Consider the following 25,318-nt stretch of genomic DNA (forward strand, 5'->3'; position numbering starts at 1 on the left):
GCGCCGGCTTTCTCCGTTTCCAAAATACCCATGCGACGGCGCGCGCTGTCGCCGGTTCAGCCGAATGCGGCCCTGCAAGTTCCATTCCTGCCCGGCCAGTTCGGTTGGCGTCGCCGGGCGGGGCGTCCAGCGTGGTGGCTGGCCCGTAGGTCTCGTCCGACATCGGCAGGATGCGGGCCAGGACGAAATCCATCTCTCCAGCCGCCCGGTGCAGCGGCAATTCGCACCAGGGCAGGAAGTCGCGCGTGATACTCGCCCGGCTCGACCTGATCGGCACGGGACGGCATGCGCGCCCGGCCGGGCGAGGTGCCGGGGATCGAGGCCCCATGCTCGGCCTGCCGCTGGCGGTGCCGGCGCTCTCGGCCAGCGGGAACGGCTTCCGCCCGGCCGCGATGACGTATCGCAAGCTCGCCGCCATGGCGGTCGAGGTGAGGAAAGGACAGTTACCGATGAAGATCGCGCTTGCCGGCATCGGAAAGATCGCGCTGGACCAGCATGTTCCGGCGCTGGCCTCGAGCCCGGATTGGGAGCTGGCCGCGACGGTCAGTCGCCATGGCCGGGTCGAGGGTATCGAAGCCTTTCCGCGCATCGAGGACATGCTGGAGGCCCGTCCCGACATCGGTGCGGTCAGCCTGTGCCTGCCGCCCGTGCCCCGCTTCGAGATCGCGCAGGCGGTGCTGCGCGCCGGCCGCCACCTGATGCTGGAAAAGCCCCCCGGCGCGACCCTGGCCGAGGTGCATGTCCTGCGCGACCTGGCGCAGGCGCGGGGGGTGACGCTTTTTGCGACCTGGCATTCGCGCATGGCCCATGCGGTGGCGGCGGCCAGGGCGTGGCTGGCCGGCCGCCGCATCCGCGAGGGCCGGATCACCTGGCGCGAGGATGTGCGGCTCTGGCATCCCGGCCAAGACTGGATCTTCGAGGCCGGCGGCATGGGCGTCTTCGACCCAGGCATCAACGCGCTTTCGATCCTGACCGAGATCCTGCCCGTGCCGGTGCATGTCATCGCGGCGGAACTGGACTTCCCGGAGAACCGCCAAGCCCCCATCGCCGCACGGCTGAGCCTGTCGCATCGCATCACGGCCGATTTCGACCTCCGCCAGCAGGGCCCCGAAACCTGGGATATGGAGTTCGCCACCGATGCCGGCCGGCTGGCGCTGCGCAGGGGCGGCAACCTGCTGGAGATCGACGGCCGACCGGCGACGGGCAAGGCCAGCATCACGGGCGAATACCCGGCGCTTTACGCGCGCATGGCCGGGCTCCTGCGCAAGGGCGCCTCCGAGGTGGACCTCTCGCCCATGATCCTCGTTGCCGATGCCTTCACAAGAGGAAGCCGCCGGACCGTCGCGCCCTTCGTCTTCTAAGCTCCGGCACCGGGATGGCGACGCGGCCGGTCCCGCGACCTGGGCCGCTGCCGTTCTTTCCGTTTTCCAAATACCCCCGCCGGAGGCAGCGGCCAAGGGCCGCTTTCCGGGTCAGGCGAGTTCCAGGTCCAGGCTTTTCTCGAAGGCGGTGCGATAAAGCTGCGACAGCTCGGCCAGGGGTGCGGCGTCGCCGCCAAGGATCACCGTCTCGCCGCCGAAGCCGCCGACCGTCGCCAGCGGCACACCGGCCGCCGCGGCCGCCTCGGCCAGCTTGGCCGCGTTCTCGGCGGTGCAGGCGACCAGGTAGCGGGCCTGATCCTCGCCGAAAAGCTGCGCGATCCCGGCGCTGTCCAGCGTCACGCCCAGGCCCGCCGCCTCGGCCAGTTCGAAGGCCGCCAGCGCCAGCCCGCCGTCGGACAGGTCGGTCGCGGCCCGGACCAGCGCGCCATGGGCGCGCAGGAATTCGCCATTGCGGCGCTCGGCGGCCAGGTCCACATGCGGCGCGTCGCCCGCCTCGATGCCGAAGGCCTCGGCGGCCAGCGCCGACTGGCCCAGGTGGCCGCGCGTCTCGCCGATGACCAGCGCCAGGTCGCCCTCGGCCGGAAGGCCGGCGATCAGATCGCCCAGATCGGCGATCAGCCCGACGCCGCCGATGGTGGGGGTGGGCAGGATCCCCTTGCCGTCGGTTTCGTTGTAAAGCGAGACGTTGCCCGAGACGATGGGGAAGTCGAGCGCCGCGCAGGCCTCGCCGATGCCCTTGATGGCGCCGACGAACTGGCCCATGATCTCGGGCTTTTCCGGGTTGCCGAAGTTCAGGTTGTCGGTGGTGGCCAGCGGCAGGGCGCCGCAGGCGGTCAGGTTGCGATAGGCCTCGGCCACCGCCTGCTTGCCGCCCTCATAGGGGTTCGCCCGGACATAGCGCGGCGTCACGTCGCTGGTGAAGGCCAGCGCCTTCTTCGTGCCATGCACGCGTACCACGCCGGCGCCCAGGCCGGGGCGGCGGATGGTGTCGGCGCCGACCTGGGTGTCGTATTGCTCCCACACCCAGCCCTTGTGGGCATAGTTCGGGCTGCCGATCAGCACCTTCAGCGCCGCGATCGGAGCGATGGCGGGCAGGGCAGGCATCTCGGCCGCGACGGGCGTTTCCACCCAGGGACGGTCATATTCCGGCGCGCTGGAGGAGAGTTTCGACAGCGGCAGGTCCGCCTTGACCTCGTTGCCGTGCATGATCAGGAAACGGTCCTCGGCGATGGTCTCGCCGACGATGGCGAAATCCAGATCCCATTTCTCGAAGATCGCCCGCGCCTCGGCCTCCTTCTCGGGCTTCAGCACCATGAGCATGCGTTCCTGCGACTCCGACAGCATCATCTCATAGGCGGTCATGTTGGTTTCGCGCTGCGGCACGGCATCGAGCACCAGCTTGATCCCGAGCCCGCCCTTGTCGCCCATCTCGACCGCCGAGCAGGTCAGGCCCGCCGCGCCCATGTCCTGAATGGAAATGACGCTGTCGGTCTGCATCAGCTCCAGGCAGGCTTCCAGCAGGCATTTCTCGGTAAAGGGGTCGCCGACCTGCACGGTCGGGCGCTTTTCCTCGATGGTGTCGTCGAACTCGGCCGAGGCCATGGTGGCGCCGCCGACGCCGTCGCGGCCGGTCTTGGCGCCAAGGTAGACCACCGGCATGCCGACGCCCGAGGCGGCGGAATAGAAGATCTTGTCGCTGTCCGCGAGGCCCGCGGCAAAGGCATTCACCAGGCAGTTGCCGTCATAGCTGCGGTGGAAGCGCAGCTCGCCGCCGACGTTCGGCACGCCGAAGGCATTGCCATAGGCGCCGATCCCCTCGACCACGCCCTTGACCAGATGCGCGGTCTTGGGATGCTCGGGCCGGCCGAAGGACAGCGCGTCCATGGCGGCGATGGGGCGGGCGCCCATGGTGAAGACGTCGCGCAGGATGCCGCCGACGCCGGTCGCGGCGCCCTGATGCGGCTCGATATAGCTGGGATGGTTGTGGCTCTCCATCTTGAAGACCACGGCCTGGCCGTCGCCGATATCCACGACGCCGGCGTTTTCGCCCGGACCGCAGATCACCTGCGGGCCGTTGGTCGGCAGGGTGCGCAGCCATTTCTTGGACGACTTGTAGGAGCAATGCTCGTTCCACATCGCCGAGAAGATGCCCAACTCGGTGAAGGTGGGTTCGCGCCCGATGATCTCGAGGATGCGCTGGTATTCGTCGGGCTTGAGCCCGTGCGCGGCGATCAGTTCCTCGGTGATCTGCGGTTCGTTCATGTCCTGGCGCCTTTCCCCCGGTTTTGCGGCCTTTTAAGCGGCGGCGAAGGGTTAGGAAAGGCCCCCGCGCGCAGGGCCGGGAAAAACCGCGATGCCTGGGGCAAAAAAGTGGCGGCGCAAAAAAAAGCCGGGCATGAAGCCCGGCTCAAGTCCAACAGGGAGGTTGAAGGTGATGAGAGTTTCCTCAAACCATCGCCTTCGAGATCGGAAATATGTGCAGTCGGCGAGCGGTTCAAGGATCAATTCCGCATTGCAGCACATGCCCGATATGCATTCTGCGAATGCCTCGGGCAAAGCCGCGCGGCATCTGCCCGTTCGGCGCTCATCCCGCGGACGGGTCGGTGGCCTGTTCCTCGGTTTGCTGGCGGCGCAGGGACTGGATCTCCTCCAGCACGAAATCGCGGAAGGCGGCGACGCGGCGCGAGGCGCGCAATTCCTCGGGGAAAGCCAGGAAGACCGGCACCTCGCCCGACTGGATGTCCGGCAACACACGGGTCAGGTTGGGGAAATCCGACGACAGGTAATCGGGCAGGACACCGATGCCGACATGGTTCAGCACGCCTTGCAGCACGCCGAAATAGTTGTTCACCATCAGGGTCGAGCTGATGTTGCGCGCCAGCAGCATCTGCGACAGCACCGCGCCGGAACTGACCTGCGGCGTCTGCGGGTTCTGGCAGATCAGCCGGTGCGGCCCCAGATCCTCCAGCGTCTCGGGCACGCCGGCCTTGGCCAGGTATTCCGGCGTGGCATAAAGCCTCATGCGGATGTTGAGCAGCCGGCGGCGGATCAGATCCTGCTGGTTGGGTTCCTTCATGCGGATGGCGACGTCGGCCTCGCGCATGGGCAGATCCAGCACGCGCTCTTCCAGCATCAGGTCGATCTTGAGGTCGGGGTAGCGTTCGTAAAGCTTGGCCAGCCGCGGCACCAGCCACATGGTGCCGAAGCCGGTGGTGGTCGTGACCTTGAGCTCGCCGAAGACGCTTTCCTCGCTGTCGCGGATGCGGGCGGCGGTGGTGTCGAGCTTGCGCACCATGGACGAGGTCGCCTCGAACAGCAGCTCCCCCTGCTCGGTCAGGATCAGCCCGCGGGCATGGCGGTGGAAAAGGGTGGTGCCCAGCGAGTCTTCCAGCGCGCGGATCTGGCGGCTGACGGCGGACTGGGACAGGTGCAAGACATCGCCCGCGTGGGTCAGGCTGCCCGCGTCGGCGACGGCGTGAAATATTCTTAACTTATCCCAGTCCATAACAGTGCTTTCTTGCGGCATCAGCCATGCAATCCGTGCAACCCTTATCACAGAAGGTTAGCGGAACAAGCCTGCAAAACGCCAAGAAAACCCTTTCTCCGGCAGTGTTGCTTACCCACAATGCGCAGCGGATGACCACCTGCCGAGCAGGGGCAGGCCAAGCCTGTGCAAATCCCGTCCATGGTGCCGATTCGGACCGGCGAAACGTCACGCGCTTTTGAACGCGGCCGGTCGGTCATGCGGGGGGGCGGCCGACCGGCCCGGCCGGGCGCGGGGCCTGCGCCGCGCGACCTTCTGCCGCATGGCGCCCGGCCGTCGCCGCCCTCGTGCGCCGCCGGCGGGGGCTCGACCGCGAAAACCGTGCTGGCGCGAGCCTGGGCGCGTCGCGCAGCCGTGTTCCGGTCCCGGCGGCCGGGTGACATAAATCATGGCATTCCGGCGCGGCGCATCCTAGAAAAGGCCAATCGCGAACAGGAGGCTAGTCATGGCGGTGGGCGTATTCGATTCGGGTCTGGGCGGGCTGACGGTTCTGGCCGCCATCGCCGCCCGGATGCCCGACCTGCCGCTGGTCTATCTGGGCGACAATGCCCATACCCCCTATGGCGTGCGCGATGCCGAGGACATCTTCGGCCTGACCTGCGCCGGGGTCGAGCGGCTGTGGGCCGAGGGCTGCGACCTGGTGATCCTGGCCTGCAACACCGCCTCGGCCGCCGCGCTCAAGCGCATGCAGGAGACCTGGCTGCCCGCGGACAAGCGCGTGTTGGGGGTCTTTGTGCCGATGATCGAGGCGCTGACCGAGCGCGGCTGGGGCGACAATTCGCCCCCGCGCGAGGTGGCGGTGAAGCATGTGGCGCTGTTCGCCACGCCCGCCACCGTGGCAAGCCGCGCCTTCCAACGCGAGCTGGCCTTTCGCGCCATCGGCGTCGATGTCGAGGCCCAGCCCTGCGGCGGGGTCGTCGATGCCATCGAGATGGGCGACGAGATCCTGGCCGAGGCGCTGGTGACCAGCCATGTCGAGGCGCTCAAGCGCCGCATGCCGCATCCCGAGGCGGCGATCCTGGGCTGCACGCATTACCCGCTGGTCCAGGCCGCTTTCCAGAAGGCGCTGGGGCCGGGGGTCAAGGTCTATTCCCAGCCCGACCTGGTCGCCGAAAGCCTGGAGGACTATCTTGAGCGCCATCCCGAAATGCTGGGCGCGGGCAGCCGCTCGCGCTTCCTGACCACCGGCGATCCCGAGCGGGTCTCGGGCAAGGCCACGCAATTCCTCCGCCATCCGATCAGGTTTGAAAGCGCCTGAAGAAGGAGAGCCTGAAATATGAAATCATTGAAGAAAAGGCGCCGTATCCAGATCCTTGTCGCCGCCGCCGTGGCCCTTGTGCTGGCCGTCGGGCTGATCGGCTACGGGTTTCGCGACGGCATCAACCTCTACCGCTCGCCCAGCCAGATGGCCGAGAACCCGCCCGAGGCCGGCGAGGTCTTCCGCCTGGGCGGCCTGGTCGAGGACGGCAGCCTGGTGCGCGGCGCCAGCGAGACGGTGACCTTTCGCGTGACCGACGGCGGCGCCACCGTCCCGGTGCGCTTTACCGGCGTGCTGCCCGACCTGTTCTCGGAGGGCCAGGGCATGATCGGCACCGGGCGCATGGAGGGCGAGACCTTCGTCGCCTCGGAAATCCTGGCCAAGCATGACGAGAACTACATGCCGCGCGAGGTCATGGATTCGCTGAAGGAGCAGGGCGTCTACCAAGAGCCGAACTCCTGACGCAACGCGCGCCCGGTTAACCCCTGGTTAACCGGATTTCTCCAGCCTTGGTCCGCTTCAGGATTGGGGGCTGGACATGAAGACAGTAACGCAGATCGCGGCCGAGATCGTCGCGCGTGAGGGGGGCTACGTCAACGACCCCGACGATCCGGGCGGGGCGACGAAATTCGGCGTCACGCTGGCGACCCTGCAGCGGCTGGGGATCGACAAGACCGGCGACGGGCGGGTGGACGTGGCGGACGTCAAGGCGCTGACCCGCGCCGATGCCGAGCGCATCTTCGTCGAGCACTATTTCCGCCGCCCGCGCCTGGCGGAACTGCCGGCCTCGGTGCAGGCCTCGGCCTTCGACATGTATGTCAATGCCGGCGCCAATGCGGTGAAGATCCTGCAACGGCTGGTCACGCGCATGGGCTTTGCGGCCACGGACGACGGCGTGGTGGGACCGCGCACCATCCAGGCCGCGCAGCAGGCCGATGCGGCGGCGCCGGGCTATTTCGCTGACGCCTACGGGATCGCGCGGCGGAACTATTACTATGCATTGGGCGATGCGCGCCCGGCCAGCCGCAAATATGCCCGCACCAAATCGGGGGGCAAGGGCGGCTGGATCCTGCGGGCCGAGGAGTTCATCTCGGCCAAATACCACCTGACGGCGGCCGAGCATCGGGCGAGGGTGGCGAAATGGGGCTGATGGACCGCTTCCTGGGCGCCAGCGGCGCCGTCACCACCATGGCCAATGCCGCGACCGGCGTGGCCGAGGTGTTCCGCGAGAACGCGACGCGGCGCATGGAACTGGACGAAGAGGCCTATGCCCGCGCCATCGCCCAGCTTTCCGGCGAGTTCGCCGCCCAGCCGCGCGGCTGGTTCGACGCGATGATGAACGGGCTGAACCGGCTGCCGCGGCCGATGATGACGCTGGGGACGGTGGGGCTGTTCACCTATGCCATGGCCGACCCGGAAGGATTCGGCCTGCGGATGGAGAACCTGAACCTGGTGCCCGAACCGCTCTGGTGGCTTCTTGGCGCCATCATCAGCTTCTATTTCGGCGCGCGCGAGGCGCATTACTTTCGCAGCCGGCCCGTGCTGCCCGTCGCAGCGCGTAAGGCGGCGGCCGATGCCGCGCCCGCCGTATTCCCGGCGCAGATCGCCGCATCCGGGCCCTTCGAGGACAATGCCGCCCTGCGGGACTGGGCCGCGGCCGGCGCGGCGCGCTAGCGATGCTGTGACAATCTGGCAGGTGCGGGGGGCTGGTTTGCCGCCCGCACCGCGGTTATCCTGCGGCGCAGCCATCCCGGAGGAAGCCCATGATCGCTGAACTTGGCCATTTCGCGCTGATCCTGGCCTTTGCCGTGGCGCTGTTCCAGATGGTCGTGCCGATGGTCGGCGCCAGCAAGGGCTGGAGCGGCTGGATCGATTCCGCCCGCCCAGCCGCCCTGGCGCAGTTCGGGCTGGTCGGCATTTCCTTCGCGGCGCTGACCATGGCCTTCGTGACCTCGGATTTCTCGGTCGCGCTGGTCTATCAGAACTCGCATACCGCCAAGCCGATGATCTACAAGATCAGCGGCGTCTGGGGCAACCACGAGGGCTCGATGCTGCTGTGGGTGCTGATCGTGGCGCTGTTCGGCGCCATGGCCGCGGTCTTCGACGCCAACCTGCCGCCCAAGCTGCGGGCGCGGGTGCTGGCGGTGCAGGCGTCGATCGGCGCGGCCTTCCTGGCCTTCATCCTGTTCACCTCGAACCCCTTCCTGCGCATGGCGAGCCCGCCCTTTGACGGGCGCGACCTGAACCCGCTGTTGCAGGATCCCGGCCTCGCCTTCCATCCGCCCTTCCTTTACCTCGGCTATGTCGGGCTCAGCATGGCCTTCAGCTTTGCCGTGGCCGCGCTGATCGAGGGGCGGGTCGATGCCGCCTGGGCGCGCTGGGTCCGGCCCTGGACGCTGGCGGCCTGGGTCTTCCTGACCATCGGCATCGCGCTGGGTTCCTGGTGGGCCTATTACGAGCTGGGCTGGGGTGGCTTCTGGTTCTGGGATCCGGTGGAGAACGCCAGCTTCATGCCCTGGCTGATCGCCGCCGCGCTTCTGCATTCCGCCATCGTGGTGGAAAAGCGCGAGGTGCTGAAAAGCTGGACCATCCTGCTGGCGATCATGGCCTTCGGCTTTTCGCTGATCGGCACCTTCATCGTGCGCTCGGGCGTCATCACCTCGGTCCACAGCTTTGCCAGCGATCCGCAGCGCGGCTTGTTCATCCTGGCGATCCTGGCCTTTTTCGTCGGCGGCGCCCTGCTGCTTTACACCGTCCGCGCCGCCTCGATGCAGGCGCGGGGCGCCTTCGCCCCGGTCTCGCGCGAGGGGGCGCTGGTTCTGAACAACATCCTGCTGGCGGTTTCGGCCCTGGTGGTCTTTGTCGGCACGGTCTGGCCGCTGGTGGCCGAGATGCTGTGGGACCGCCGGCTGTCGGTGGGCGCGCCCTTCTTCGAGCAGGCCTTCACGCCCTTCATGGTGGCGCTGGCGATCATCCTGCCCGTGGGCGCGATCCTGCCGTGGAAGCGCGGCCGGCTGAAGCGCGCGCTTTACCCGCTGCGCGGGGCGCTGGTCTTTGCCGGGGCGGTGATGGCGCTGGTCTTTGCCGTCTCGACCGGCCATTCGGCGCTGGCGGTGATCGGCGCAGGCCTAGGCGCCTGGCTGGTTGCGGGTGCGGCGGTGGATCTGTGGCTGCGCACCGGCAATTCCGGCCTTGCGCGCCTGCGCCGGCTGCCGCGGGCCGATTGGGGCAAGGCCGTGGCCCATGCCGGGCTGGGCGTCACCTTCATCGGCATCAGCCTGCTGATGGCCTGGCAGGTCGAGGACATCCGCGTGGCCCGCATCGGCGAGACCTTCACCGTCGCCGGCTATGACATCACCCTGGAAAGCGTCGAGGAGCGTCCGGGCCCCAACTACAATTCGATCATCGCCGCGATGACGGTCGATCGCGACGGGCGGCAGGTCGCGCTGCTGCATCCCGAGAAGCGGGTCTACCCGGTGCAATCCATGCCCACGACCGAGGCGGCGATCCAAAACGGGCTGTTCCGCGACCTTTACCTGGTCATCGGCGATCAGCAGCAGGGCGGCGGCTGGGCGGTGCGGGTCTATATCAAGCCTTTCGCCAGCTGGATCTGGCTCGGCTCGGCGCTGATGGCGCTTGGCGGCTTCATCAGCCTGTCGGACCGGCGCTATCGCGTCGCCGCCGGCGCCCGCCATGCCCGCGTCGCGCCCCAGCCGGCGGAGTAGCCCATGCGCGCCCTGATCCTGTGCCTGTCGCTGCTGCTTGCGCTGCCCGCCCTGGCCGTCCAGCCCGACGAGGTGCTGTCCGACCCGGCGCTGGAGGCGCGGGCGCGCGAGATCTCCAAGACCCTGCGCTGCCCGATCTGCCAGGGCGAGACCATCGACGAATCGAATGCCGCCATCAGCCGCGACCTGCGGCTTTACCTGCGCGAGCGCCTGGTCGCCGGCGACAGCGATGCCCAGGCGGTGCAGGCCATCGCCGACCGTTTCGGCGAATATGTCCTGTTCGAGCCGCCAGCGCGCGGGGCGAACTGGCTGCTCTACCTGGCCGGGCCGGTGATGGCGCTGCTGGCGCTGCTGGTGGGCTGGCGCTTCATCCGCTCGCGCAACCTGGCCGAGGAAGGGCCGGAAAAGCTCAGCGACGAGGAAAAGGCCCGGCTGGAGCAGATCCTGCGCGACTGACGCAGGGTCGGGGCTTTTCCGCCCCGCCGCACCCCGGCAGGATGGCCGAAACCGGGGAGAGGGGCAGGGATGAGCTTTCAGACCATCGAATTCACGCATCAGGACGGCATTGCAAGGCTGGCGCTGAACCGGCCCGACGTGGTCAACGCGCTCAACCGCGCCATGCGGGCCGAGATCGTCGCGGCGCTGACCGGCCTGCCGCCGGGCACGCGCTGCGTGGTGCTGACCGGGAACGGGCGCGGCTTCTGCTCGGGCCAGGATCTGGCCGATGCCACCGGCGGGTTCGACGTGGAGACCATCCTGCGCGAGGAATACGAGCCGATGCTGGCCGCCATCTCGGATGCGCCGGTGCCGGTGATCGCCGCGGTGAACGGCATCGCGGCGGGGGCGGGGGCCAACCTGGCGCTGGCCGCCGACGTGGTCATCGCGGCGGAAAGCGCCAGCTTCGTGCAGGCGTTCAGCCGGATCGGCCTGATCCCCGATGCGGGCGGGACATTCATCGTGCCGCGCTCGGTCGGGGTGCCGCGCGCCATGGGGATGATGCTGTTCGCCGACCGCATTCCCGCGACCCAGGCGGCGGAATGGGGACTGATCTGGGAGGCGGTGCCGGACGCGGATTTCGAAACGGCTGTGGCGGCGCGCGCGCAAACCCTGGCCCAGGGACCGACGGCGGCCTTCCTGGCGATCCGGCAGGCGTTGCGCGCCTCGGGCGGCAACGACATGGCCGGGCAGTTGCGGCTGGAGGCGCGGCTGCAAGGCGAAATGGCCCGGACCGAGGATTTCGCCGAAGGGGTCGCGGCCTTCCTGCAAAAGCGCGCGCCGCGGTTCAAGGGGCGCTGATCCGGGGCGCTGAATCGGGGGCGGAACCGACCTAGCCGATGCGCATGAAGCGCGGCACCGACAGCATGTTGTCGAAGAAGGGCACCGTCGGCGGCGGGGCCAGCGGCCCGTCGCCGGCCGTGGCCAGCAGGCTTGCGACCTCGGCCAGCACCACCTCGGTGATGAAGGGCAGGTCCAGCGCCCGCGCCTCGGTCAATGGCACCCAATGCAGATGCGAAAGCTCGTCGCAGGCGGCGCTGAAATCGTGGCGATCCCCATGCAACCGCTCGGCGTCCAGCAACAGGAAGCGCGCGTCGAAGCGCCGGGTCCGGCCGGGTGGGGTGATGGCGCGGAACAGGTAGATCAGCGCCGAAGCGTCGGGCGCCAGCCCGGCCCCGGCGTAATGATCCCAGCCCTCGGGCGCGGGGCCGGGGGGGCCGGTCAAAAGGCCGGTTTCCTCGGCCAGTTCGCGCAGGGCGGCGGCGGCCAGCGCCAGGGGCGTGACCTGCGATTCGGCGCGCGGTTCGGCGGCCAGCAGGGCCGAGGTTCGGGCCGGCAGGTCGCCGGCCAGGCGCACCTGGGCGTCGCCGGCATCCACCGCGCCGCCCGGAAAGACGTATTTCGAGGGCATGAACACCGCAGAAGCCCCCCGTTGCCCCATCAGCACCGAAGGCCCGCCCTGGGCGTTGCGGTCCAGCACGATGACGGTGGCGGCATCGCGGATCGGCTGCTCGGCGGCATCGCGGCTTGCGGGGGCGGTCCCGGCCAGACTGCTCACGACGCGGCGGCCTCGATCGCGGCGGGCTCGGCGCCGAAGCCATGCATGCGGCGCGCCCATTGGAAGCCGATCATCCCGCCCTTGATCCGGGGCAGCAGCAGCAGCGACAGCACCACCGCGCCCAGGCCGAAGCCGATCAGCATGGCCATGGCCGAGGGGCGATACATCATGTAGATCGCCAGCAAGAGCGGCGCGCCCAGATGCGAGACCAGCAGGATGGTCAGATAGGCCGGGCCGTCGTCGGCACGCTGATGGTGCAGTTCCTCGTGGCAATGCGGGCAGGTGGGGCTGACCGACAGATAGCCCCGAAACAGCCGCCCCTGCCCGCAGGAGGGGCAGCGGCCAAGCGCGCCGCGCAGCATGGCCGGCTTGACGGGACGTTCGGGCAGGGCGGTGTCGGAATAGGCATGGGGCATGGGCGCGTTCCTTTCCTGTTCCGCCTTTATCTAGGGGATGCACTCCACAATGAAAAGCGCGCCTTGAGTCCGAGGCCGCCGTGGCAAAGTGACGCAGCGACAATCAGGCTGCAAGCCCCGAGGCCGCCATGACGATACGATTCCGGCCCGAGGACTTGGCGTTGAGCAGCGCGCGGTCGGCGCTGGCCAGCAGCGCCTGGGGGTCGAGTGGCAGCAGATGCGGTGCGCCATGGCCGGTGGCCACGCCGACCGAGATGGTGACGCCCAATTCGGCATCCTGGCAGCCCTGCGGCAGGGCGACCGGCGCGGCCATTACCGCGCGGCGCAGATCCTCGGCGACGCGGCGGGCGGCGCGGGCCGGGCAATCGGGCAGCACGGCCAGGAACTCCTCGCCGCCGAAACGGGCCAGCAGCGCGCCCTCGGGCAGGGTGGCGGCCAGGCGGGCGGCGATCTCGGCCAACACGGCATCCCCGGCCGGATGGCCGTGGATGTCATTCACCTGCTTGAAGCGGTCCAGGTCCAGCAGCATGACTGCCAGGTCGCCCTGGCGCTCCTGCGCCTCTGTGGCAAGCTCGGCAAGGCGGGGCAGGGCGAAGCGGCGGTTGTGCAGCCCGGTCAGCGGATCGGTCATCGCCCAGCGCATGTTGCGCTGGGTCTCGTGCCGGCGGCGGTCGGCCTCGTGCTTGCGGGCCAGCTGGGCCGACAGGCGCATCGCCGTTTCGGGCGCGGCATCGGGGCGGGCCAGATCCCAGGGCAGCACATCGCCCGCGCCCAAGTCCAGCGCCACCGGCATCATCTCGGCCCGTTCAGGGCGCAGCGTCACCACGACCGCCGCCTCGCGCGAACGCGGGCGCGAGCGCAGTTCCGACAGCAGCCGCAGCCCGTCGCCCGGCTGCTGGATGTCGGCGGCGATCAGGTAAAGATCGGCGACCCGGCTCGATGCGGCCTCGGCCAGCGCATGCTCGGGTTCGCGGACCGCGATGGCGAAATCCACCCGGTCGCGCAGGGCGTGCCGCCAGCCCAGCGCCGTGGCGGGCCGGTCGGCGACGAAGACCGCGCGCGGACGGTTGTCCGCGGCAAAGCCGGCCGCCGCCTCGGCCATGCCGGGGGCGGGATGATCCAGCGCGCCATATTCATGCCGCATCAGCCCGCGGATGCGCGCCAGCAGCGTCAACTCGTCGCTGCCCGCGTCGATCAGCGCCGCCGCGCCCGCCCGCAGCGCGGCCACCCGATCCGCGCCGCTGGCCTGGACCAGCACCGGCAGGTCGGCGGCCCAGGGCTGGGTGCGCAGCGCGCCGCACAGCGCGGCCCCGTCCATGTCGGGCAGGCCGGCGCCGACCAGCACGATCTGCGGATGGATCAGCCGGGCGATGCGCAACGCCTCGGCCGCCGAGCTGGCGGTCGAGACCTCGTAGCAGGCCGAAGCCAATCGCACCTTCATGGTGATGCGATTCGTCGGCACGCCGTCAACGACAAGAATACGCCCCGCCATGGTTACGCCTGCTTTACACCCCGAGCCCAGAGCCGCATCTTGCGCGGGAATGGTTAACAAATCCTTTCCGGCTGCGAGGAAATTCGCGGCGGGCTTCACGAAAGCGAGAATGGCATGACACGAAACGAGGCGCGCGACATTGCCGATGCGGGCTTTGTCCATATTGCCGGGGATGCGGAACTGGTAGGGGCGCTGCTGGCGCAATCGGGCAGCGACGTGGCGGGGCTGCGCGCCATGGCGGCGCGGCCGGAATTCGCCGTCTTCGTGCTGGATTTCCTGCTGGAGCACGACCAGCGCGTGCTGGATTTCGCGCAGGCCGCGCAGATCGCGCCGCAGCGGGTGCAGCTGGCGCGCGCCGTGCTGGGCGGGGGCGACCCCTGGTAGGGGCCGCCCGCCGCCTCAGGCGACCTCGGCGAAGACCTTGTCGAGCGCCTTTTCCAGCTTCTCGAACATCTCGTCCATCTGCGCCTCGGTCAGGATGAAGGGCGGGCAGAGCACGATGGACTGGCCCAGCGGCCGGCAGATCAGCCCCAGGTCGGTGCAGGTATTGGCGATGCGCTCGCTGACCGAGAGATTGCCGTCGAAGGGGGTCTTGGTCGGCTTGTCCTTGACCGCCTCCAGCGCCCACATGAAGCCGATGCCGCGGTATTCTCCGATGTTCGGGCGGTCGGCGATGCGCTGCAGCCCCGCCTCGAAGCGGGGGGCGAGGCGGCGCACGTTCTCGGCCAGCCCCTCGTTCATCACCACGTCGATGGCCTTCAGCGCGATGGCGCAGCCGACCGGATGGCCCGAGGCGGTGAAGCCGTGCGGAAACTCCTCGATCGCCTCGACGGCGGCCTCGACCCGTTTCGCGAGGTCGGGGCCGAGGATCACCGCGCCCATGGGGAAGAAGCCCGCCGTCAGGTTCTTGGACGAGATGATGGCATCGGGCATGAAGTCATAGGTCAGGCAGCCCCAGGTGCTGCCGGTGCGCCCGAAGCCGCAGATCACCTCGTCCGAGATCATCGGAATGTCGTGCTTGCGCAAGATCGGCAGGATGGCCTGGAAATAGCCCTGGGCCGGCGGGATCACGCCCCCCGCGCCCATCACCGGCTCGGCGAAGAAGCCGGCGATGGTGTCGGCGCCCTCGCGGGTGATGGTGTCCTCCAATTCGCGGGCCAGGCGGGCGACGAATTGTTCCTCGGTCTCGCCCTCCTCGCCATAGCGCCAGTAATGCGGGCAGGTCAGGTGGATGAAGCCGGGCAGCGGCAGGCCGAAGACCGAGTTGTAGGGCTTGCCGGTCATCGAGGCGGAAACCGCGGTCACGCCGTGATAGGCGTTCCAGCGCGTCAGGATCTTGCGCTTTTGCGGCTTGCCCTCGGCGGCATGCAGGAACCACAGCATCTTGACCATGGTGTCGTTCGCCTCGGAGCCGGAATTGGTATAGAAGACCCGGCCCGATTCGAAGGGCGAGACCTCGATCAGCTTTTCCGACAGCATCACGGTCTGGTCGGACATGCGGCCGAAAAAGGCGTGATAGCCGGGAAAGCGGTCGTATTGCGCCTTGGCAGCCTCGATCAGGCCCCTGTGGTCGAAGCCGGCGACCATGTTCCACAGCCCGGAATTGGCGTCCAGATAGCGGCGGCCATGCACATCGACGATATAGGGGCCCTCGCCATGGGTCACGACGACGGTGCCTCGCTGATGGACCGAAGGCATGTCGGTGAAGCCGTAGAGCGAATAGGTCTCGGCGCGGGCTTCCCAGCTTTGCGGTTGGTTCATGACGTCAGCCTCCATCTGCTTTGGAGGCAGGCTAGCCGGGCACCGGGGACGGTTCAATGGGGGCTGCGCCAAGTGCCGGGGCGCCGCGGCGCGGCCGGGCGAATTGCCGGGGCGGACGGTGGAAATGCCGGCACGGGCTGGCCGAAATTCGTGCCGGTTGCCGGCGTTGCATGGGTATTGGGAGAACGAAGAAATGCCCTGGCATCGGCGCTTTTTGGATACGGCGGGTGCGAGTCAGCCCGTTTGCCTTGGGAAAAGACACAGGCGGATGCCGTCTTTGCCGCGCAGCGTCAGCCGCATGATCGGCACCGGGCGGTCGCGGCCGGGTTCCAGACGATAGGCGCGCAGGAGGGTGGCGAGGATCAGCGGCCCCTCGACCATGGCGAAGCCGGCGCCGGGGCAGGCGCGCGGTCCGGCCGAGAAGGGGATGAAGGCGTCGCGCTGGCGGGCCTTGCCGTTCTCGGTTTCCCAGCGCGACGGGTCGAAATGGTCGGGATTGTCCCAGAGCCGCTCGTGCCGCTGCAGGTGCCAGGGCGACAGCACCAGTTGCGCGCCCCTGGGCGCCTTGCGGTCGCGCAGGGTCTCGGGGCGGCGGCATTGCCGCACGGTCATGGCGACGGGCGGGTAGAGCCGCAGCGCCTCGCGGAAGACGGCGCGGGCCAGCGGCAGATTGCGCATGGCGGCGAAATCCGGGGCGAGGTTCTGCCGCGCCTCCCGCGCCAGCCGGTCCTGCCATTCCGGGCTTTCGGCGAGCAGGTAGAGCGTCCAGGCCAAGGCCGAGGCGCCGGTCTCGTGCCCGGCCAGGAAGAAGGTCGCGACCTCGTCGATCATCTCGGCCTCGGTGAAGCTGCGGCCGGTCTGCGGGTCGGGCGTGGTCATGATCTTGGTGGCGAGATCTTGCGGCGCGCTGCCGGCGGCGATCTCGGCGGCGCGGGCCGCGACGAGCTGGCGGATCAGACCGCGGATGCGGCGCGCCGTCTCGCGCACCCGGCGGGTGTGCAGCCGGGCCCAGCGGGGCAGGGCCATCAGCCCGCCCAGGTTCACCATCGGCTGGGCATCCTGATGGTCGCGGAAGGCCTGGAAGACCTGGGCGGCGGTCGCGTCCTCGATGGGGATCGAGAACAGGGTGCGGAAGATGACGTCGGCGGCGATGTGGCTGGTCAGCGGCTCGATGTCGATCTCGGTCCCGTCGGCCAGCGGCGCCAGGCGCGCGACGCCGGCCTGGGCCGCGTCCCACATCGCCGGGAAGGCCTCGCGCAGGCGGCCGCCCTCGAAGGCGGGATCGATGATGCGGCGCTGGTGCAGCCAGGTCTCGCCGTTCGAGATGAAACTGGAATTCCCGAGCAATGGCTGCAAACCCGCCGCCATGCGCGGCGATTTTGGGAAATCCATCGGGCGCTTTCGCAGGATCAGCTCGACCAGCACCGGGTCGTTGCAGGTGAAGCTGTGGATGAAGGGGCTGCGGAACTCGGCCATCCAGGCGCGGTAGAGCCGGTCGGACTGCGCCGACAGGATGTCGCGGCGGAAATCGCGAAGGAAGCGCCAGACCGAGGGTTTTCCCGGCCGCGCCGGTGGCTTGGGTGGGATCATGTCGCTACCCGGCGATTGACGGGCCGGGCAATGCGGCCCGGCGAATGCGCGCGCCCGGCGAAACGCCGGCCCAGCGTCAGCGGCCCGGCGGTAATGGCGAAATAGTCGTAATCGCCCGGCCGGTCGAAGGCGCAGAGATACTGGAAATGCAGCCGGAACCAGCGCCCGCGCAGTGCGCGCCGCTTTTGCGGGGAAAGCGTTTGGGTGAAGGCCGCCGACAGCACCAGCGGATGGCGGCGGCCGGGCGGCTCGACCCCCGAGACCGCGACCGGATCGCACAGGCCGAAGCAGCAGGCATCGCCCGGCGCGGTGACGTCGATCCAGTCAAGCTCGTCCCGAGCCGCCAGAAAGCGCAGGTCGGCGCGCAGCCGGTTCGCGCGCGGCAGGAACGACGCCATCGGCACGACATGGCCCAGCGACAGGTAGGAAAGCCGCGGCCCCTGCGCCGGCACCCGGCCCGAGCGGATCAGGTCGGCCAGCACCGAGATGCCCAGATAGGCGCCGGAGCTGTGGCCGACCACCAGCACCTCGTCCCAGTCGCCGGCCAGCACCTCGGCGATGCGTTCGGCGAAACGCGCCAGCCGCGCCTCGAGCGCCGGGGGATAGGCGCCGCGGTCCTGGGCGGTAAAGGCGTAGTCGTGCATCAGGTACCAGGCGAAGATCCTGCCGTCGAGGCGCCGCCACGCATGCAGCCCGGCCCAGGTCAGCGCCAGCATGACCGGCCCGCCCAGCCACCAGCCCAGGCCGGTGATCCGCCCCAGCGCCCAGCCGATGAGCGCCCCGGCCAGCGCCGAGGCCAGCAGCTGCGCCAGCAGCACGACCACCGGGTAAAGCGCCGCGATCACCGGCCCGCGGCGCAGCCGCATCAGCCGCATCAGCGCGCCCGAGCCGACATAGGCCCAGGCGGTGCGGACAAGCTGGCCATAGGTCGCGAGAATGCCTTGGCCCATCGAACCCTGCACGATGTCGGCCCAGACCAGCACCTCGAACTCGGCCTCGGCCTGCCGGCCGGCGAAATCGCCGGCGACGCCCCAGCCGAAGCCCGTGCGGTCGCGGCGCGGGCCGAAGCCCAGATGATAGCCCGAGATGCGCGCCTGTTCCGCCCCCTCGCGCCGGTAAAGCTCGCGATAGCGGCGGGGCGGGATCGGGTCATAGCCCGGGATGTAAAGGATGCGGCGGCGAAAAGGGCGGGTCATGGAAAATCAGCTGTTTGCCCGCGCAGCATACGCGATCCGCGCGCGCAGACAAGTTAGGCTAATCCCCAGCGCGCCTCGAGCCTCTCGATAGCGGCGATGCGGGCCTCGGCCGGCGGATGCGACATCAGCCAGGCCGGCGCGCCCGCCCGGCCCGCGCCCGCCAGCCGGTCGAGCTTGCGAAACAGGCTTTTCTGCGGCTCGGTGCCCAGCCCGGCCTTGACCATCAGCGCGCTGGCGAAGGCGTCGGCCTCGAATTCGTCTTGGCGCGACAGGCGGGCGGCAATGGCGCTGGCGGCGATATTGGCGATCCAGACGCCGATGCCGGGCAGGAAACGGCCCAGCACCCCTGCCAGCACCATGCGCACCACGTTCTGCCCGGCGAAATCCACCATGCGGCGCCGGGTATGGCCATGGGCGACATGGCCCAGCTCATGCGCGATGACCGATGCCAGCTCGGCCTCGGTCACTTCGCCGCGGTCCAGCCGGTCGAGGAAGCCGCGGGTCAGGAAGATGCGGCCGTCGGGCGCGGCCAGCCCGTTCACATGGCCGACCTCGTAGACATGCGCCCGCACTTCGGGCAGGTCCATGGCCCGGCCCAGCCGCTCCAGCATCGGCAGCAGCCGGGGATGGCGCAGCGGCGTGGACTTGGCGTTCAGCTCGGCCTTGAGCCGCCATGCGGAAAAGAACCACATCGCGGCGGTATAAAGCAGGATCAGCAGGATCGGCGTGAGCTTCAGCATATGCGCAATATGGGCATGGCGCGGCGCCTAGCCAAGGAGGCGCATGGCCTGGGTCAGCCCCTCCAGCGTCAGGGGCTGCATGCGGTCCTCGAAGATCTCGCGGATCATGGCGATCGAGCGGGTATGGCCCCAATGCGCGCGCGGCACCGGGTTCAGCCAGACGTGATCCGGCCAGGTCTCGCGCAGGCGCTTGAGCCAGGTCTCGCCCGATTCGGGGTTCCAGTGCTCGTTGGCGCCGCCGGGCACGGCGATCTCATAGGGCGACATCGAGGCGTCGCCGACGAAGATCAGTTTGTAGTCGCGGCCGAAGCGGTTGATGACCTCCCAGGTCGGCGTCGTCTCGGTCCAGCGGCGGCGATTGTCCTTCCACAGCGCCTCGTAGACGCAATTGTGGAAATAGAAATGCTCCAAGTGCTTGAACTCGGCGCGGGCGGCCGAGAACAGCTCGTCCACCAGCCGGGAATGGTCGTCCATGCTGCCGCCCGCGTCCAGGAACAGCAGCACCTTGACGGCATTGTGCCGCTCGGGCCGGGTCTGCACGTCGATATAGCCGTGCTCGGCGCTGGCGCGGATGGTGCCGGGCAGGTCCAGCTCCTCCAGCGCGCCGTGGCGGGCCCATTGCCGCAGCCGCTTCAGCGCCACCTTGATGTTGCGGGTGCCAAGCTCGACCGAATCGTCGAAGTCGCGGAACTCGCGCTTGTCCCAGACCTTGACGGCGCGGCGGTGGCGGCTTTCGGCTTGCCCGATCCGCACCCCTTCGGGGTTGTAGCCATAGGCGCCGAAGGGCGAGGTGCCGGCGGTGCCGATCCATTTGTTGCCGCCTTGGTGGCGGCCCTGTTGCTCGGCCAGCCGCTCGCGCAGGCGCTTCATCAGCTCCTCGAAACTGCCGGCGCCCTCGACCGCGGCGCGCTCCTCGGGCGTCAGCAGCTTCTCGGCCAGCTTTTCCAGCCAGTCGCGCGGGATCGAGACCTCGTTCACCAGCGCCTCGATGGGGATCTCGTCAAGGCCCGAGAAGGCTTCGGCGAAGGCGCGGTCGAACCGGTCGATATGCGCCTCGTTCTTGACCAGGGTGGCGCGGGCGAGGTGATAGAAGCCCTCGGGCGTCCAGTCCGACAGCCCGGCCTGCAGCCCCGCCAGCAGGTCCAGGTATTCCCGCAGGCTGGCCGGCACCCCATGGCGGCGCAGACTGTCGAGGAAGGGCCGGAACATCAGCCCATCCGGCTGAGCAATATGGTCAGGAACACCCCCAGCACGGTCAGCGCCAGGGCATGGGCGGCGGCATATTGCAGCTTGTCGGCGCGGCTGCCGCCGGCTTTCGCGGCGCGCATCCAGCCGATCGCTGCGCCAATCAGGAATGCGGCGATCACGATCATGGGGCAGGGCATAGCCCGCCCCCGCGCCCCTGTCGAGAGGCGCGCCTTTGATCGCCCCCCTTGAAGGCGTGGCGGGCGCGGGTTACTTTCGGACCAACTTGTTATCGGAGGGCGTGACCATGGCGCCCAGGCGTCCTGCGGGTGCGGACGCGTTCCCGAGAAAAACGGTCGAGCCTTTCGCCACCCGCCCGGCCGAGGACGGGCCGCTCTATGCGGCCTTGGATCTTGGCACCAACAGCTGCCGGATGCTGATTGCCCGTCCCGCGGGCAGCCAGTTCCAGGTGGTCGACAGTTTCTCGAAGCCGGTCCAGCTGGGCCACGGCCTCGAGGCATCAGGCAGGCTGTCGCGTCCCTCGATGGCGCGGACGGTGCATGCCTTGCAGGTGTGCCGGCGCAAGCTCGAGGCGCACAAGGTCACGCGCATGCGCCTGGTCGCGACCGAGGCCTGCCGGCGGGCCAGGAACAGCCGCGATTTCCTGCGCATGATCCGGCGCGAGACCGGGCTGCCGGTCGAGATCATCGACGCCGAGGAAGAGGCGCGGCTGGCGGTGATCTCCTGCGCGCCGCTGGTCAGCCAGCGCACCGAGCAATTGCTGGTCGTCGATATCGGCGGCGGCTCGACCGAGCTGGTCTGGATCGACCTCGAGGATGTCGAGCCCAAGGAGCGGTCGCGCGCGATTATGCGGCTGGGCAACGGTTTTGCCGACCCGCAGCCGGGCGGGGCGCGGGTGGTGGACTGGATCAGCGTGCCGCTGGGCGTCGCCACGCTGCGCGACCAGTTCGAGGATGTCGAGGACGATCAGGGCCGATTCGCGCTGATGTCCTGGCATTTCGAGGAGATGCTGGCGGATTTCACACCCTATTCCCTGGCCCAGACCATGCGGGAAGGATTCCAGATCATCGGCACCTCGGGCACCGTGACCACGGTGGCGGCCAGCCATCTGGGCCTGCGCCGCTATGATCGGACCAAGGTGGACGGGCTGACCATGACCACGGCCCAGATCGACCGGGTGATCCGTGATTACCTGGCGCTGGGGCCCGAGGGGCGGCGCGCCGATCCCCGCATCGGACGCGAGCGCCATGCGCTGATCATGTCGGGCGCGGCGATCCTGCAGACGCTGATGCGGGTCTGGCCGACGACGCGGCTGTCGGTCGCGGATCGCGGCCTGCGCGAGGGGTTGCTTTATGTGCAGATGGTCAGGGACGGGGTGCTGGCCCCGGACGGAATGAACGGGGTGGCTTGAAGATGGGCGAAGGCAAGAAGCCGGGATCGGAACGGAAAAGCTCGGGCCGCGGCCAGCGCGACCTGCGGGTGCGGGTAAAGTCGGCCAAGGGGCGCAAGCTGTCCAGCACGCTGTGGCTGGAGCGGCAACTGAACGACCCCTATGTCGCGCGCGCCAAGCGCGAGGGCTATCGCGGCCGCGCCGCCTACAAGATCCTGGAGCTGGACGACAAGTATCGCTTTCTGGTGCCGGGCGCGCGGGTGGTCGATCTGGGCTGCGCGCCGGGCGGCTGGTGCCAGGTGGCGGTCGCGCGCGTCAATGCGCTTGGCGACAAGCCCGGCAAGAAGGTCGGTCGGGTGCTGGGCGTGGACCTGCAAGAGGTCGATCCGATTCCGGGGGCCGAGATCCACCAGCTCGATTTCCTGTCGGATGGCGCCGACGAACAGGTCAAGGCCTGGCTGGGCGGGCGCGCCGACGTGGTGATGTCGGACATGGCCGCGGCCTCGTCGGGGCACAAGGGCACCGATCATTTGCGCATCGTGGCGCTGGTCGAGGCGGCGGCGCAGCTGGCCTTCGACGTGCTGGAGCCGGGCGGCACCTTCGTCGCCAAGGTGCTGGCCGGCGGCGCCGAGAACGAGATGCAGGCCATGCTCAAGCGCAATTTCCGCAAGGTGGCGAATGTGAAACCGCCGGCCAGCCGCTCGGATTCCTCCGAGAAATTCGTGGTGGCGCAGGGTTTCCGCGGCAGGGAGGCGGATGAGGCCGACCAGGGCTGAAGTCGCGCCCCAGGCCGGCCCCGCGCCGGACGCAAGCGCCTGGGTGCCGGCCCGGTTGCGAAGGGGCCGGGCCGCTGCCGCTTGCAAACCCCGCCCGTGCTTGCCAGAACTTCGGGCGAAACTGGCTGGGAATGATAGCATGAGTCTTTACGTGGCCCTTCAGATGGACCCGGTCGAGCATGTCTCGATCGACGGGGACAGCACCTTCCGGCTGGGGCTGGAGGCCGAGGCCCGCGGCCACCGGCTGTTCCAGTACACAGCCGACCGGCTGAGCTATTGCGAGGGGCGGGTGATGGCCCGCGGCCGGCCGATCAGCCTGCGGCGCGAACAGGGCAACCATGTCAGCTTCGGCGATTGGGCCGATGTCGATCTGTCCGGGTTCGACGTGGTCTGGCTGCGCCAGGATCCGCCCTTCGACATGGGCTATATCACCACCACGCATCTGCTGGACCGGGTGCATCCCTCGACCTATGTCGTCAACGATCCCTTCTGGGTGCGCAACAGCCCCGAGAAGCTTCTGGTGTTGGACTTCCCCGAGCTGACGCCGCCGACGCTGATCACCCGCGAGCTGGCGCAGATCCGCGCCTTCCGCGAGCGGCACGGCGATTTCATCCTCAAGCCGCTCTATGGCAATGGCGGGGTCGGCATCTTCCACATGCGGCCGGACGATCCGAACCTGTCCTCGCTGGTCGAGACCTTCCTGGCCAACAGCCGCGAGCCGATCATCGCGCAGAAATACCTGCCCGCCGTGGTCCGGGGCGACAAGCGCATCATCCTGGTCGATGGCGAGCCGGTCGGCGCGATCAACCGCGTCCCGGCCCAGGGCGAGGCGCGGTCGAATATGCATGTCGGCGGCCGCCCGGAAAAGATCGGCCTGACCGAGCGCGAATACGAGATCTGCGCCCGGATCGGCCCGGTGCTGCGCGAAAAGGGTCTGATCTTCACCGGCATCGACGTGATCGACGGCTGGCTGACCGAGATCAACGTGACCTCGCCCACCGGCATCCAGGAGCTTGAGCGTTTCGACGGCATCAACGCCGCGGCGCTGATCTGGGAGGCCATCGAGCGGCGGCTGGCCGAGCGGGGCTGACCCCCGCCCGCCTGACCGGGCATCGCGGCTGATTCGCCCCCGCCGCCGCGAAAACCGGCGCAGGGGCGAGTGGCAGGAACCCCGACGGGGTCGCGCTGCCTTCGCCAGGCCCTCAATCCGGGCGACCGAAGGGCAGGCGATAGGACAGCGCCTCGGCCAGGTGCGGCTGGCGGATCGCGGGCGAGGCGTCCAGGTCGGCGATGGTGCGGGCGCTGCGCAGGATGCGGTGATAGCCGCGCGGGGTCAGCCCCAGCCGCTCGGCTGCCAGCGCCAGCAGCGACCGGCATTCGCCGTCGAGCGGCGCGATCTCCTCCAGCAGCCGGCCCGAGGCGTCGGCGTTCACCCGCGCCGCCGGGTGATCGGCAAAGCGGGCCGTTTGCAGCGCGCGGGCGGCGGCGACACGCGCGGCCACGCTGGCCGAGCTTTCGCCGGTGGCAGGCAGGCCCAGATCCTCGATGGCGACCTGCGGCACCTCGATGCGCAGGTCGAAGCGGTCCATCATCGGCCCCGAGATGCGGCCCAGGTAATCCGCCCCGCAGCGCGGCGCCTTGGAACAGGCGCGCGCGGCATCCGCGATCTCGCCGCAGCGGCAGGGATTGGCGGCCGCGACCAGCAGGAAACGCGCCGGATAGCGGATATGGGCATTGGCGCGCGAGACGTGGATCTCGCCGGTCTCGATCGGCTCGCGCAGGGCGTCGATGACCCGGCGCTCGAACTCGGGCAGCTCGTCCAGGAACAGCACGCCGTTATGCGCAAGGCTCGCCTGTCCGGGCCGGGCATTGCGCCCGCCGCCCACCATCGCTGCCATCGAGGCGGTGTGATGCGGCTGGCGAAAAGGGGCGGTGCGCGAGATGCCGCCCTCGGCCAGCAGCCCGGCGACGGAATGGATCACCGAGGTCTCCAGCGCCTCCTGCGGGCTCAGCGGCGGCAGGATGCCGGGCAGGCGGGTGGCCAGCATCGACTTGCTGGCGCCGGGCGGGCCGATCATCAGCAGGTGGTGGCGGCCGGCGGCGGCAATCTCCAGCGCCCGGCGGGCGCGTTCCTGGCCCTTGACCTCGGCAAGGTCGGCCCCGAACACGGGTTCCGCCAACTCGCCCGGCGCGGCGCGGGGCAGGGGCGCGCGGTCGGTCAGGTGATCGACCACCTCGCGCAGGCTCTGCGGCGCCAGGACCGGCACGGTGCCGACCCAGGCCGCCTCGGCCCCGCAGGCGCGCGGCACCAGCAGCGCCCGGCCGTCCTCGGCCGCGGCCATGGCGGCGGGCAGGGCGCCCGCGACCGGGGAAAGCCGGCCGTCCAGCGCCAGTTCCCCCAGCGCCACCATCCGTTCCAGCGACTCGGCCGGGACGATCTCCAGCGCCGCCAGCACCGCAAGCGCGATGGGCAGATCGAAATGCGACCCTTCCTTGGGCAGGTCGGCGGGCGACAGGTTCACCGTCACCCGCCGCGAGGGCATGGCGATGGAGAGCGCGCCGAAGGCGGCTTTCACCCGCTCGCGCGCCTCGCTGACCGATTTGTCGGGCAGGCCGACGATGCCGAATCCCGGCAGGCCCGGCGAGACCGAGCATTGCACCTCGACCAGCCGCGCCTCGACCCCGTCGAAGGCCACGGTATAGGCAATCGCCGCCATCGGCACTCTCCCCTGCACGGCCGCAGGCTTAACCTTCAGGGCTTAAAGAATGGTTAACGGGATTGGCTTGCT

General features: G+C 69.2%; 24 protein-coding genes. 12 read left to right on the forward strand and 12 right to left on the reverse strand.

Features of this window, described 5'->3' with window-relative positions; translation table 11 throughout:
* Positions 1 to 449 precede the first annotated feature (449 nt).
* On the forward strand, positions 450 to 1,361 hold the full coding sequence (locus ACDP63_RS00990) for a Gfo/Idh/MocA family protein (RefSeq protein WP_024842594.1): 912 nt from the start codon (positions 450 to 452) through the stop codon (positions 1,359 to 1,361).
* Between the two features lie 111 nt (positions 1,362 to 1,472).
* Here ACDP63_RS00990 and purL read toward each other — a convergent pair whose 3' ends face one another.
* Both purL and ACDP63_RS01000 read right to left on the reverse strand, forming a co-directional pair.
* On the reverse strand, positions 1,473 to 3,644 hold the full coding sequence (gene purL, locus ACDP63_RS00995) for a phosphoribosylformylglycinamidine synthase subunit PurL (protein WP_024842595.1): 2,172 nt from the start codon (positions 3,642 to 3,644) through the stop codon (positions 1,473 to 1,475).
* Positions 3,645 to 3,966: 322 nt separating this feature from the next.
* Positions 3,967 to 4,887 (reverse strand): LysR family transcriptional regulator, encoded by a 921-nt coding sequence (locus ACDP63_RS01000; RefSeq protein ID WP_024842596.1) that lies wholly within the window; start codon positions 4,885 to 4,887, stop codon positions 3,967 to 3,969.
* A gap of 484 nt (positions 4,888 to 5,371) precedes the next feature.
* Here ACDP63_RS01000 and ACDP63_RS01005 point away from each other — a divergent pair, with 484 nt between their 5' ends.
* From ACDP63_RS01005 to ACDP63_RS01035, 7 genes are all read left to right on the forward strand, one after another.
* Complete coding sequence (locus ACDP63_RS01005; protein WP_024842597.1) at positions 5,372 to 6,184, forward strand: glutamate racemase; 813 nt, start codon at positions 5,372 to 5,374, stop codon at positions 6,182 to 6,184.
* Positions 6,185 to 6,202: 18 nt separating this feature from the next.
* The gene (gene ccmE / locus ACDP63_RS01010; RefSeq protein ID WP_024842598.1) at positions 6,203 to 6,646 is read left to right on the forward strand and encodes a cytochrome c maturation protein CcmE; all 444 of its coding nucleotides are present in this window, start codon (positions 6,203 to 6,205) and stop codon (positions 6,644 to 6,646) included.
* A 76-nt stretch (positions 6,647 to 6,722) separates the two neighbouring features.
* Positions 6,723 to 7,334 (forward strand): holin-associated N-acetylmuramidase, encoded by a 612-nt coding sequence (locus ACDP63_RS01015; protein WP_024842599.1) that lies wholly within the window; start codon positions 6,723 to 6,725, stop codon positions 7,332 to 7,334.
* Complete coding sequence (locus tag ACDP63_RS01020) at positions 7,325 to 7,858, forward strand: holin family protein (RefSeq protein ID WP_024842600.1); 534 nt, start codon at positions 7,325 to 7,327, stop codon at positions 7,856 to 7,858. Before ACDP63_RS01015 ends, ACDP63_RS01020 begins: the two co-directional genes overlap by 10 nt.
* A gap of 89 nt (positions 7,859 to 7,947) precedes the next feature.
* On the forward strand, positions 7,948 to 9,909 hold the full coding sequence (locus tag ACDP63_RS01025; protein WP_024842601.1) for a heme lyase CcmF/NrfE family subunit: 1,962 nt from the start codon (positions 7,948 to 7,950) through the stop codon (positions 9,907 to 9,909).
* Positions 9,910 to 9,912: 3 nt separating this feature from the next.
* Positions 9,913 to 10,365 (forward strand): cytochrome c-type biogenesis protein, encoded by a 453-nt coding sequence (locus ACDP63_RS01030; RefSeq protein ID WP_024842602.1) that lies wholly within the window; start codon positions 9,913 to 9,915, stop codon positions 10,363 to 10,365.
* Between the two features lie 69 nt (positions 10,366 to 10,434).
* Positions 10,435 to 11,205, forward strand: a complete 771-nt coding sequence (locus ACDP63_RS01035; RefSeq protein ID WP_024842603.1) for an enoyl-CoA hydratase-related protein — start codon at positions 10,435 to 10,437, stop codon at positions 11,203 to 11,205.
* 31 nt (positions 11,206 to 11,236) lie between these two features.
* Here the strand turns inward: ACDP63_RS01035 and ACDP63_RS01040 are convergent, their stop codons facing one another.
* The 3 genes from ACDP63_RS01040 to ACDP63_RS01050 form a co-directional block, all read right to left on the reverse strand.
* The gene (locus ACDP63_RS01040) at positions 11,237 to 11,953 is read right to left on the reverse strand and encodes a DNA mismatch repair protein MutT (protein ID WP_036747043.1); all 717 of its coding nucleotides are present in this window, start codon (positions 11,951 to 11,953) and stop codon (positions 11,237 to 11,239) included.
* Between the two features lie 5 nt (positions 11,954 to 11,958).
* Positions 11,959 to 12,378, reverse strand: coding sequence for a DUF983 domain-containing protein (locus tag ACDP63_RS01045; RefSeq protein WP_024842605.1), 420 nt, complete (start codon positions 12,376 to 12,378; stop codon positions 11,959 to 11,961).
* Between the two features lie 103 nt (positions 12,379 to 12,481).
* Entirely contained in the window at positions 12,482 to 13,870 is a 1,389-nt protein-coding gene (locus ACDP63_RS01050; protein ID WP_024842606.1) for a diguanylate cyclase, read from the reverse strand.
* A gap of 114 nt (positions 13,871 to 13,984) precedes the next feature.
* Here ACDP63_RS01050 and ACDP63_RS01055 point away from each other — a divergent pair, with 114 nt between their 5' ends.
* Positions 13,985 to 14,254, forward strand: a complete 270-nt coding sequence (locus ACDP63_RS01055) for a DUF3572 domain-containing protein (RefSeq protein ID WP_024842607.1) — start codon at positions 13,985 to 13,987, stop codon at positions 14,252 to 14,254.
* A 15-nt stretch (positions 14,255 to 14,269) separates the two neighbouring features.
* On the opposite strand, the gene ACDP63_RS01060 is transcribed toward ACDP63_RS01055, so the two are convergent.
* The 6 genes from ACDP63_RS01060 to ACDP63_RS01085 all read right to left on the reverse strand — a co-directional run bounded on the left by ACDP63_RS01060 (position 14,270) and on the right by ACDP63_RS01085 (position 20,542).
* Positions 14,270 to 15,631 (reverse strand): aminotransferase, encoded by a 1,362-nt coding sequence (locus ACDP63_RS01060; protein WP_036747047.1) that lies wholly within the window; start codon positions 15,629 to 15,631, stop codon positions 14,270 to 14,272.
* A gap of 234 nt (positions 15,632 to 15,865) precedes the next feature.
* Positions 15,866 to 17,221, reverse strand: a complete 1,356-nt coding sequence (locus tag ACDP63_RS01065) for a cytochrome P450 (protein WP_024842609.1) — start codon at positions 17,219 to 17,221, stop codon at positions 15,866 to 15,868.
* Complete coding sequence (locus ACDP63_RS01070) at positions 17,218 to 18,417, reverse strand: hypothetical protein (RefSeq protein WP_028709810.1); 1,200 nt, start codon at positions 18,415 to 18,417, stop codon at positions 17,218 to 17,220. Before ACDP63_RS01070 ends, ACDP63_RS01065 begins: the two co-directional genes overlap by 4 nt.
* 53 nt (positions 18,418 to 18,470) lie before the next feature.
* Entirely contained in the window at positions 18,471 to 19,157 is a 687-nt protein-coding gene (locus tag ACDP63_RS01075; protein WP_024842610.1) for a M48 family metallopeptidase, read from the reverse strand.
* 27 nt (positions 19,158 to 19,184) lie between these two features.
* The gene (locus ACDP63_RS01080; protein ID WP_024842611.1) at positions 19,185 to 20,366 is read right to left on the reverse strand and encodes a vWA domain-containing protein; all 1,182 of its coding nucleotides are present in this window, start codon (positions 20,364 to 20,366) and stop codon (positions 19,185 to 19,187) included.
* The gene (locus ACDP63_RS01085) at positions 20,366 to 20,542 is read right to left on the reverse strand and encodes a hypothetical protein (RefSeq protein WP_155987163.1); all 177 of its coding nucleotides are present in this window, start codon (positions 20,540 to 20,542) and stop codon (positions 20,366 to 20,368) included. The genes ACDP63_RS01080 and ACDP63_RS01085 overlap by 1 nt, the downstream gene beginning before the upstream one ends.
* A gap of 107 nt (positions 20,543 to 20,649) precedes the next feature.
* Between ACDP63_RS01085 and ACDP63_RS01090 the strand changes: the two genes are divergently transcribed.
* The 3 genes from ACDP63_RS01090 to gshB all read left to right on the forward strand — a co-directional run bounded on the left by ACDP63_RS01090 (position 20,650) and on the right by gshB (position 23,619).
* Positions 20,650 to 21,774, forward strand: a complete 1,125-nt coding sequence (locus tag ACDP63_RS01090; protein WP_024842612.1) for a Ppx/GppA phosphatase family protein — start codon at positions 20,650 to 20,652, stop codon at positions 21,772 to 21,774.
* Between the two features lie 2 nt (positions 21,775 to 21,776).
* Complete coding sequence (locus ACDP63_RS01095; RefSeq protein ID WP_024842613.1) at positions 21,777 to 22,529, forward strand: RlmE family RNA methyltransferase; 753 nt, start codon at positions 21,777 to 21,779, stop codon at positions 22,527 to 22,529.
* Between the two features lie 139 nt (positions 22,530 to 22,668).
* The gene (gshB, locus tag ACDP63_RS01100) at positions 22,669 to 23,619 is read left to right on the forward strand and encodes a glutathione synthase (protein WP_024842614.1); all 951 of its coding nucleotides are present in this window, start codon (positions 22,669 to 22,671) and stop codon (positions 23,617 to 23,619) included.
* A 112-nt stretch (positions 23,620 to 23,731) separates the two neighbouring features.
* Here the strand turns inward: gshB and ACDP63_RS01105 are convergent, their stop codons facing one another.
* The gene (locus tag ACDP63_RS01105) at positions 23,732 to 25,246 is read right to left on the reverse strand and encodes a YifB family Mg chelatase-like AAA ATPase (protein ID WP_024842615.1); all 1,515 of its coding nucleotides are present in this window, start codon (positions 25,244 to 25,246) and stop codon (positions 23,732 to 23,734) included.
* Positions 25,247 to 25,318 lie beyond the last annotated feature (72 nt).

The organism is Paracoccus sp. P2 (genome assembly GCF_046335115.1).
GTDB classification, from domain to species: domain Bacteria; phylum Pseudomonadota; class Alphaproteobacteria; order Rhodobacterales; family Rhodobacteraceae; genus Paracoccus; species Paracoccus pantotrophus.